At 35.0% G+C, this 9,084-nt stretch carries 6 protein-coding genes and 1 pseudogene; 5 read left to right on the top strand and 2 right to left on the bottom strand.

Features of this window, described 5'->3' with window-relative positions:
• A pseudogene (locus tag GXW81_RS03080) lies at window positions 1-171 on the top strand (IS982 family transposase); the annotation flags it as partial.
• Window positions 172-432: 261 nt separating this feature from the next.
• Window positions 433-1,335, top strand: a complete 903-nt coding sequence (locus GXW81_RS03075; protein WP_161531143.1) for a DUF3078 domain-containing protein — start codon at window positions 433-435, stop codon at window positions 1,333-1,335.
• Window positions 1,336-1,435: 100 nt separating this feature from the next.
• On the opposite strand, the gene GXW81_RS03070 is transcribed toward GXW81_RS03075, so the two are convergent.
• Together GXW81_RS03070 and GXW81_RS03065 are read right to left on the bottom strand one after the other, a co-directional pair.
• Window positions 1,436-4,534: a hypothetical protein gene (locus tag GXW81_RS03070; protein WP_161531142.1), complete on the bottom strand. Its 3,099-nt coding sequence runs from the start codon at window positions 4,532-4,534 to the stop codon at window positions 1,436-1,438.
• Between the two features lie 5 nt (window positions 4,535-4,539).
• Complete coding sequence (locus tag GXW81_RS03065; RefSeq protein WP_260393532.1) at window positions 4,540-5,055, bottom strand: hypothetical protein; 516 nt, start codon at window positions 5,053-5,055, stop codon at window positions 4,540-4,542.
• 415 nt (window positions 5,056-5,470) lie between these two features.
• Between GXW81_RS03065 and mutL the strand changes: the two genes are divergently transcribed.
• The 3 genes from mutL to GXW81_RS03050 are packed head-to-tail and all read left to right on the top strand — an operon-like array spanning window position 5,471 to window position 9,010.
• A complete protein-coding gene (gene mutL, locus GXW81_RS03060; protein WP_161531141.1) occupies window positions 5,471-7,267 on the top strand; it encodes a DNA mismatch repair endonuclease MutL in 1,797 nt (598 codons plus the stop codon).
• Window positions 7,268-7,282: 15 nt separating this feature from the next.
• On the top strand, window positions 7,283-8,017 hold the full coding sequence (locus GXW81_RS03055) for a rhomboid family intramembrane serine protease (protein WP_161531145.1): 735 nt from the start codon (window positions 7,283-7,285) through the stop codon (window positions 8,015-8,017).
• A gap of 12 nt (window positions 8,018-8,029) precedes the next feature.
• Window positions 8,030-9,010 (top strand): endonuclease/exonuclease/phosphatase family protein, encoded by a 981-nt coding sequence (locus GXW81_RS03050; protein ID WP_161531140.1) that lies wholly within the window; start codon window positions 8,030-8,032, stop codon window positions 9,008-9,010.
• The last annotated feature ends 74 nt before the right edge of the window (window positions 9,011-9,084 follow it).

Here is a 9,084-nt window from a genome sequence, read left to right as displayed (position 1 = left end):
TTTTTCTCTCAACTTTGCGACCAATTTATGATTAAAAGAAACTATGCTAAAACTTTTGAAGGCTTTAAAACAAGGATAATCAGTAAAATAACCGCCGCAACGGTTATTCAATATATCAATAAATTTATCTTCCAAAGAAAATTAAATCATCTAAAAATCAGTATTATTTAAAATGCACAACGAGTTTATTTGTAATTGTGATATTTACAGTTGTATGAATTATTTATATGATTGATTATCAATATTGATAATATTAGATATAATCTATTTGTAATTGTGAGTAAAATTAAAATATGAATTTTTACAGGTCATATAAGTGTGATTAGTATAATAAAATTTTAAAAATATATTAGCTAAGTGATTGAAAATAAAATAGAATTGTATATTTTAAAAAAGGTTTTTGTACTTTTGCCCCCTCAAAAATAATATAGAATGAAAAAGACACTTTTTATGGCGTTGGCTGTTGTGGGTACGGTAGCATCAGCACAAGAAACGGTATCAGATAGTACCAAACATTGGTCTATAGTAGGGCAAAACACACTTATGCTTAACCAAGCGGCTTTCTCTAACTGGGTAGGTGGTGGAGCTAATAATGTGGGTTGGCTAGCGGGTACTAACTACAATATGACTTATGAGAAAGGTAAAGACCTTTGGGAGAACATAGTGGTATTAGGTTATGGACAAAATAATACTAAAGGTGTAGGTACTAGAAAAACTCAAGACGTTATTAACCTTTCTTCTAACTATGGTAGAAAGATTTCTCAAAATTGGTATGCATCTGCTGGAGCTAGCTTACAAACTCAGTTTGCTCCTGGATATGAGAATGGTAATGACCCTTCTGCTAAAAAAATATCTAATTTTATGGCTCCCGGCTATATAATGGCTGGTGCAGGTTTTACTTATAGACCTAATGAAAACTTTACAGCAACATTAAGACCTGCTAATGCAAGATGGACTTTGGTATTGGATAAAGATTTACAAAGAGCAGGTAATTTTGGTTTAAGACATAATGGAGATTCTTCTCTATTCCAATTTGGTTTCTTGGGAACAGCCGTTTACAAAATACAACTAATGGAAAATATGTCTCTTATCAATACAGCTTCTGTATTTTCTGATTACCTTAATCACCCTGAAAGATTGGTGTTAGGGTACAACGGAGTACTTAATATGAAGATTAACAAGTATGTTTCTTCAGTAATTACACTTGATTTATTGTACGACCACAATCAAATCAGAAAAACTCAGATGAGACAAACTCTAGGTGTTGGTTTTGCTTATAATATCAATAAAGGAGTAAAAAGATCTGATATTAAAGACAACAGAAGTTGGAAATAAGTTATTATAAATAAACTAAAATTAAGTTTATAATTAAATAGCCCTCTATATGTCTAATAGAGGGCGATTTTAGTAATTAAACGTCTACTTAATGTGGAAATTATTTTATAATAAATTTCCCACGCTGTACATAGCTGTAAGTAGAATATTGGAAGAGATAGCCTCCTTTTGGTAATCCTTGTGTTGGAATGGTGATTTCCTTAGAAGCGTTGGTATCTATTTCTACCGTTTTAACCAAAGCACCATTAGTGTTATAGATTTGGAATTGAGCTTTCTCTCTCGGTTCGCCTAATTTAACGCGAAGCTCGTCGCCTTGGTTCAATAAGGTAGGATATACCGTAATTTTCTTAGGGTTACTAACCTCTTGCGTTTCGTTAGTACCAAGAACCCCATTGTTCACTACAATCATTTTTTCGATGGTTTTACTGTGTGTACCTTCAGGAGTGGTTACTTTTAGGGTAACATCGTACTCGCCGTTGTATTTGAAAACCACTTTAGGGTTTCTGGCATTTTTATCACTCACATAATGAGGTTGAGGATTAAATGACCATTCCCACTGAACATTGTTTTGATTAACGATAGAGTAAGATTCAAACTCTACTGTCATATTGGCATCAGATAATTGAGCTTGGCTGATATTGGTAGCTAATGGTTGAGCCACAGGTACAAAATTTTCTCTATATAAAGGTATTTCCCATATACCTTGGGAGGTTGCAGCTCTTAGTTTTCCTTCCTTAAAGAATGGTACTAAACGAGTAAGCCTTGCTGCTGGTGGAAGCCCATCGGAATAGTTAATCCATTTATCCATAGTGTCGTCTTTGTAATAAACGGCTGAACCTACATCTGTGCCTAAATAAACGCCATTATATTCATCGCCTGCTAATACTACCCAACGGAAGGCTATATTTTTCATTTCTGCATCGTTTTCTAAGGCATTTTTCCAAGTTTTTCCACCATCGGAGCTGGTAAAAACAAGACCAGGATTGTAGGCTTTTACTAGCCATATTTTATTTTCATTTTTAGGATCTACAGAGATATTTGGGAAAAAACCATTGAGGTCTGGCATATTGATTGTTTCCCAATTTTTCCCATTATCTACAGATTTGTGTATGTGATACTGTCCACAAGCGTAGATGACATTTGGGTTAGAGCGTGCAAACTCTACATTGGAAATATTATCGTTAGCATCAAATATTAAGTTAAATGTTTGTCCTTCGTCTGGTGTTTCCCAAATTTGCATGGAAGCATTCCATACATCTCGTTTAGGGTGATATAAAATTCTTTGTGCGTAGCGAGGATCTGTACCAAAGAATCCGTTAGATCTTAATATTTCATAAGGAGCTTTTTGATTAAATACTGACCAATGTGAAACTACTTTACCATCAATATTGCTTGGCATAGTAAACATACCCGCATCAGAAAAATAAACTTTTTTAGGGTTACTTACCATCACATAACCTGTCGCCTGCTCTACTCCTCCTACATAAACAGCTTTACCTTCACCATAACTTTTCATCATCACAGCATCGCCATTATGCCATCTTCCACCAACCATTACATCTTCGTTCCAGCCTTGTCCAAATCCATAATAATCACTAGCATAGATACCTTTAACACGATTTTCTCCTGTGATTTTACCATTATCATCTTTTTTAAAGAAGTTGCTGGAATATTTAATACCTCCATCGTTGGCTATCCAAACTTCATCTCCCGCAATAGCAATGTCCTGCATATCTGGGTGTATAGAAAAATTACCATTACAGTAACCTCCTATGGTAATGTCCTTGTATCCCCCTGCTCCTCCGTCTAGAGAACGATAAGCACTACAAATACCATATATGACATGTTCGGGATTGTTTCCTGAAACACCTATCATCATATCATAGTAACCTTGCCCCCCTTGTTTTCCGTCTATCGATGGGCAAAAAGTGTTTTTATAGTCGTATCTTTCATCTGTTATGGTTGTTTTATCCGTCCAATTGAGTCCACTATCTTTACTTTGTAAAATATGAGGCTGACCATAAGAATAGTTTTGTTTTTCTATATTAATAAGTGCATAGAGATAGCTTTCTCCATTTGGGGCATCGCTTACTGCCAAACGGCCTATCTTAGCCGAGGGTATTATGGTAACTTCTTTATTAAAGGTTTTTCCACCATCGTAGGATATATGGAGTGTAGAATACCAATTGAAATCTTTCCTTCCGAGTAGATAGACTACTTTAGAGTCTTTGGGTTTTAACTCATGGTCATAGAAAATACCGTTTATTACTTTACGGAAAGTAGAGCCTCCATTTTCCGATATGTAAAAACCATCTTTTTGTCTGTTTATATTACTGCCACCAAATTTATGTTGTTCTCCTGTGGCTACGGTTACTGTTCTACTATCATCACTCACTCTTATACTATTTACAGTAGTTGTAATATTACTAATTCTTTCAAAAGAATTTCCTCCATCTTTACTTACAAATAGTCCTGAAGTAGAACCTACCCATACAATATCTGCATTGTTAGGATCTATTCTGATGGCTGTTATATTATCACCAAAGTTATAATAAGAGGCACAGGCTGTCCAATTTAGCCCTTTATCTATTGTTTTAAATACTGCTCCAGTTTCTGCTCCAGAATAGAGAACGTTAGGATTGCTTTTAGAAACATCTATTCTAAACACATTAGCATGAGAATCATAAGATTCCACATAATACCTTCCTTCCGTATCAGGATTTGGTGTATTTCTAGCAGTAGTAAATGGTCCTACGCTACGCCACTTTTTTGTATTTGTGGGAGTTGTTCCTAGAGTGGTTAAACCACCTCGTTGGTTTTTAACATGTAGCTGATTACTTCTTTGGTTTTGTCGGTCTAATCTTGCGAAATAATCCTTTTTGGTTGGGAGTATAATTTCACCGTTACCATTTACAAAAGGTCTATATGCTTTTTGCCATCTTCTATAAAAGTTTACAGCAGGCTTTTTCTCTGGAGTTTTTCTTCTAGCATCGGGGTCACTCTCTAACCACTCGCCAAACTTTTTCTCCATCTCAAAGAAGTTTACGCCACTTGGGTTATCCACGATGAGTTGTAGCCAAGCAGGGTCGTCCTTACCAACAGAGAAGCTTTCTGGAGTGTAAGGATCGTAGAGTTCTTGTTGCTGCCCCATAACTAGAGAGGCGTAAAAACAGGTTAATAATAATAGTTTTTTGTACATATTATTTAGATTATAGTTTTATATTTAATTCCAAAAGTACCAATGCTCACCATTGAAGATAGCCAAAGATTTACTTTTTCCGTCGTAGGCAATTGTGCCTGCTTCGGGACTTGCCAAAAAGCGGTACTTTTACTATCTAATTTCAAAACCGCAACGTCTGAAGAATAGGGTTGTTCTGGAGTACGAGTGATGATGACTCCTGTGGTTCCACTATTTTCTGCTCCTGTATAGGAAGAAACAACTGTTGTGTTAGGGATAGAAGTTGTAAGAGCTATATTCTCTGTGGCAGATTTATACATTACTTTTTGGTTTTGTAAATCAAACCATAAAGCACCCTGTTCTGCCAAAGAATTGTCTGACAACATTGGAAGTATAATGCCTCTAGCAGAACCATTGTTTTCTTGCATATCGTTGAACTCTAAAATGGAGCTTTTACTTCGTAAAGTGCTTTTGTCTATCGCCACTTGGGCAATAGACCAATGACTTAACAAAATAGATACAATGATGGTAAATCTCCTCACAATAATTATTTTTATTTGTTACAACTTTGAGTAGTATCTTCCTATCTCATTAGGAGAAAGCTTTCATCAAACTCAAAATAAATTCTATTTCTTTTAGGTTTAAAATAAATGTTCAGTATACGAGGATTGTACAGTCCTGTTTGTTTTTGAGTTTTGAAAAGCGTAATAGCAAAAAAATCTACTATCTCTATAATTTTTTACAAAGTTAGTAATTTTATTAGAGACTTTTTTAGAGGCAAAATATGGTAATAACTCCATATTTATAAAAGGTTTTTTACTTTTAAAGTTTTGGTTAATTCATTTTGATAATTTAATAGTAAAAATTTAATACTGTTATTAAATAATAAAAATCAAAATAAATGCGTTTTTTTGCTAAAAATCTTATGCCTATTTTTGGGGCGGATAAAGCGAGTTTATGGCAGATATTATTAGACTTTTACCAGATTATGTAGCCAACCAAATTGCAGCGGGTGAGGTGGTGCAAAGACCAGCTTCTGTAGTAAAGGAGCTGATAGAGAATGCTATAGATGCTAAGGCAACTAAAGTAGAACTCATCATAAGAGAAGCTGGCAAAAACTTGATACAAGTAGTAGATAATGGTGTGGGAATGTCCGAAACTGACGCAAGAATGGCTTTTGAACGCCACGCCACTTCTAAAATCTACGCTACCGAAGATATTTTTAAGATTGCTACTAAGGGTTTTAGAGGCGAAGCCTTAGCCTCTATTGCAGCGGTGGCACAGGTAGAGCTGAAAACTAAAAAAGAGGAAGATATTGTAGGTACTAATATCTATATAGAGGGTGGAGAGTTGCAATTTCAGGAGGCTGTACAAACTTCGGAAGGGTCTAACTTTGCGGTTAAAAACTTATTTTACAATGTGCCTGCTAGGCGTAAATTTTTAAAGTCTAACAATATAGAGTTTAGACACATCATAGATGAGTTCCACAGAGTGGCATTGGCTCATGAGGATATAGAATTTTCGCTTTATCATAATGATGAGGAAATTTTCAAACTCAGAAAAGCAAGTCTTCTACAAAGAATTGTAGATATATTCGGTAGGAAACTTCAGCCTTTACTTATTCCTATAAAAGAAGATTTAGATTGGGTGAAACTTAATGGTTATGTTGCAAAACCAGAAGGAGCTAAGAAATCGAGAGGAGAGCAATTTTTCTTTGTTAATGGTCGATTTTTTAGAAGTGCTTATCTCAACAAGGCAGTTCAGGAGGCGTTTGATGGGCTGCTTCAGCAGGGCTACAATCCGTCGTTTTTCTTATATCTAGAAATAGACCCAGAGAAAATAGATGTAAACATACATCCACAAAAAACCGAAATTAAATTTGAGGACGAAGCTCTTATTTTCGCTCTTATTCGCTCCACGATAAAGAAATCTTTGGGTGTTTACAATGTAGCACCTAGTTTAGATTTTGATAAAGATGAAAGCCAAAGTCAGCTTTTAGGTTTGCAAAGTCATTATCCTAAAGCCACGCCGTCCATTAGTAATAGTAGCTACAAAGCACCGTCTATACAGGTAGATAGAGATTATAATCCGTTTCAGCAAGAGCGTGTAAAACCATCTGAAAGCATCGCTCTTACAGAGCTTTATAGCCAAAATATTACCACAGCAGAACCTTCTAAAATCAATTTATTTGAAGATGAAGACTTTGATGAGGATTTAATGAGATTACCTAATGGCTATTGGCTTTATAACCGAGGAGAAGATACGCTTATGCTAGATTTGGGAAGAATGCACTCTGTGGTTGTTAGCGAGCGAAGAAAACAGAAAAAAGAAACAGGTGTAGGTCAAAAATTACTTTTTTCTATAGAGTATTTGCTCAACGAAATGGAGAAAAATAAATACCGTTCCATAAAGAAATATTTACCTCAATTAGGCTTTGAAATGGAACTTGGAGACGACAATGTTTTAAGAATAAACGCAGTACCTAACGGATTGAAGGAGAAGCAAGTCAATGAGTTTTTGGAGAAACTATTTGAAGTGTTAGACTATAAAACCGAGGAAGAATTTATGGCTTACTATGAAAATCAATGGACGAAGATTAACGCTAAGTCTCGCTTTGATTTCTTCTATAAAACCGAAGTAGAACAGATGATTAAAGACTTCTCGGATTTAGGGTTCCCTGAATACACACCGTCAGGAAAAAAATGTTACATTGCCCTGCCATTGGAAGACTTGAAGAATAAAATTAAAAATTGATAAAACTAAAAAATGATGTTTCAGAATATACCACCAATCACTAGAAATCTTATCATCATCAATGTGGTTGTATTTATACTAGGTTACTTTTTACCAGCAGGAATAGAGAATTTCTTACCTGCCTATTTCCCTTTGTCGCCTAACTTTAGGTCTTGGCAAATCATTACGCATATGTTTATGCACGGAGGGTTTACGCATCTTTTGTTTAATATGATAGGTTTGTGGAGTTTCGGTTCTGTTTTAGAAAGGGCTTTGGGCGAGAAGAAATACCTTATACTTTACTTTTTTAGTGGGTTGGGAGCGTTTATTCTATTTAATGTTTGGAACTATTATCACTTCTATCAGCTTACGAGCAGTCTGCATCAGCAAGGTGTAGATTTAGCCTCGGTGTTTAGAGGAGCTAATCTTAACAATCCTTCTTTGAACATAGGAGCTATTTTCGGAAGAAGTGATGAGGTATCACAATTACAACAATTTTTAATAACGCCAATGGTAGGTGCTTCTGGAGCGATATTTGGTGTGTTAGCGGCTTTCGCAGTGGCTTACCCTAATGCAGGGATTATGATTTTGTTTATACCATTCCCAATAAAGGCTAAAATACTATTTCCAATCATTATAGCAGGGTCTATTTATTTAGGGTTTACCCAGATGACAGGAGATAATGTGGCACATTTTGCACATTTAGGCGGAGCATTAGTAGGATATATTCTTATAAAAATGTGGAGTAGAAACCGTTTCAGAATACAGTAATAGCCCCGATAAATGATGAAAATTCTTAGAATAATTGTATTTATTATACATTTAGGGCTTTTGGCATCGCTCTATTTGTGTATGATGAATGCCTACATTCCGCCAAGAATATTTGCAGAACTTAATTTTTTGTCTTTAGCCTTCCCTATTTTAGTTTTAGGCTATTGTCTGTTATGTTTGTTTTGGATTTTGAGTTGGAAAAAGAGAGGCTTATTTTTCTTATTGGCTTTAGCATTGCTTTTAACACCTATCAGAAGATGGGTTAACTATTCCACAGAAAATAAAAATGCCTCCGATTTCAAGGTGGTTAGTTTTAATATTAAAGTCGCAGAAGCTGGTATCGCTAATATAGACTATCATCTAGAATCTTTCTCTCCTGATATTATTCTAATACAAGAGAAAGGAGATTTTAAAGAAGAGATAGAAAGTATGCCTTACAGAAAAGAAATAGACATTTTGGAGTTCTACTCTAAAACACCTATAATAGAATCTGGGAGAATTCTAATTGATGCAGATAATGGCTATGCGGGTTATATAGACACCGAAATTAAAGGCAAACGGATAAGATTTATAAATGTTTATTTAAAGCCTTTTGAGTTAAATAAAGATATGGTAAAACCAAGCACGAATCTTACTGTTTCCGAAGAAAAAGCCAAAAGTTTAATAGCACGATTTTTACCTGTTTTTAAAGCTCACCAAACTCAAGTAGAGCAGATAAGACTAGCCGTAGAAAAATCGCCTTATCCTGTGGTTTTAGGAGGTGATTTTAATGCCGTTCCTAATTCTTATGAGTATTATTATCTAAGCCAAAATATGACGGACAGCTTCTTAGAAGTAGGCAAAGGCTTAGGAACTACTTTTCACGATTATAAATTTCCGATAAGGATAGATTATCTCTTTTCAACTAAAGAAATAAAACCCGTTTCTCTGAAAACGGATAGAAGCAGACCACTGTCTGACCATTACCCTATCATTGGAGAATTTAGTTACTAAAATATTTTTGATAAGAAGAATAACCACCAATTCTACTAAATCTCAGCGGTATTCGTTGGGATTTTTTTCTATAT

Source organism: Riemerella anatipestifer (genome assembly GCF_009932355.1).
Classification (GTDB): domain Bacteria; phylum Bacteroidota; class Bacteroidia; order Flavobacteriales; family Weeksellaceae; genus Riemerella; species Riemerella anatipestifer_E.
This window is presented reverse-complemented; position numbering and strand designations above follow the sequence as displayed.

What these genes read in the sequence shown, in the direction of transcription:
- GXW81_RS03075 (WP_161531143.1), top strand. Translation starts at nt 433, where the DNA reads ATGAAAAAGACACTTTTTATGGCGTTGGCTGTTGTGGGTACGGTAGCA.
- GXW81_RS03070 (WP_161531142.1), bottom strand. Translation starts at nt 4,534, where the DNA reads ATGTACAAAAAACTATTATTATTAACCTGTTTTTACGCCTCTCTAGTT.
- mutL (WP_161531141.1), top strand. Translation starts at nt 5,471, where the DNA reads ATGGCAGATATTATTAGACTTTTACCAGATTATGTAGCCAACCAAATT.
- GXW81_RS03055 (WP_161531145.1), top strand. Translation starts at nt 7,283, where the DNA reads ATGTTTCAGAATATACCACCAATCACTAGAAATCTTATCATCATCAAT.
- GXW81_RS03050 (WP_161531140.1), top strand. Translation starts at nt 8,030, where the DNA reads ATGATGAAAATTCTTAGAATAATTGTATTTATTATACATTTAGGGCTT.